Origin of the sequence: Vibrio sp. 1562 (assembly GCF_033340155.1) — a bacterium.
Taxonomy (GTDB): Bacteria; Pseudomonadota; Gammaproteobacteria; order Enterobacterales; family Vibrionaceae; genus Vibrio; species Vibrio alginolyticus.
In genome coordinates this window covers 1-1,035 of record NZ_JAWOVY010000126.1, presented here as the reverse complement: position 1 = coordinate 1,035, position 1,035 = coordinate 1, and the positions used below count along the sequence as shown (strand labels likewise).

Below are 1,035 nucleotides of genomic sequence, written 5' to 3'. Positions count from 1 at the left end.
CACACCGCCACCAGCTTCGTAAACGCTGTTGTCTTCGACAGGTACACGGCGCACTTTCATTGTCATCGACAATGGAACAAAAACTGCCAAGAACACAAGAATAATGCCTGCGTAGCTTAAAATTGCTAAGAAATGTTCCGGAGCAAATACAGCACCAAGTAGCGGCAGAATAAATGTGGTGACGAATACCACTGGCTTGCTGGTTTTGAGCAAGTCCGCGTTTTGGTCGTAAAGCGCCATTGCCACACCCAAGAATGAAGTTAGCAATGCCAAACCAGTAAACATGGACAGAATAAACTCCAAACCATTGTACTGTTGACCCAGAACCGAGATCAGTTCAGTGACGTTTGAGTACTGTACCAGCTCATGTGGCGGCAAGTTACCCACAACCGCAAACAACCACAATAGGTAACAAACCAAAGGAATCGTAGAGCCAACAACGATCATGTTGCGCAGCTGAGTTTTGCTCGCTTCTTTGTTGTAAGTCACCAACGAAGGAATGACGACCATAAAGCCAAAACTGGTGAATAGCACAGAACTGGTTTTGATCAGTGCCATTTTGTCGCTACTCACGACTTCGTTTAGGCCTTCGAATGAAACACTAGGAGCAAGAGCAAACAGCGTTAAAACAAGCGCAACAATCATACCGATAAACAGACCACGGTTAAGCTTGTCGACCACACCAGTGCCAGCAGAAACAATCAGACCCACCAAGATGGTAAAGCCAACTTGGCTAGAAACAGTGGAAACAGAAAGGCCGACTGATGCCGTGATTTTTTGCACTAGATCGCCAGCGCCAATGATGTAAGCCATCAATAGACAAACAAGCAACGCGTAAAGCAGACCATTGGTCACTAACTGACCGCCTTTACCAAGTGTTTCGCGGGCGATTGCGTTCATACTTACGCCACCACCGACTTTGCAACTCGCTTCAAGTAGAAGCAAAGCGGCATAAGTGGTTCCAGCCCAGATGAACAACATAAGAAGAGTGCCCCAAAGGAGGCCAAATTGAGCAAGCACCATTGGTATAGCAAG

At 46.8% G+C, this 1,035-nt stretch carries 1 protein-coding gene; it reads right to left on the bottom strand.

Annotated features, from left to right (window positions below; genetic code table 11):
• Positions 1–1,035: amino acid permease (locus tag R7Z49_RS23655; RefSeq protein WP_318112159.1), on the bottom strand; the 1,035-nt coding region annotated here is incomplete at both ends.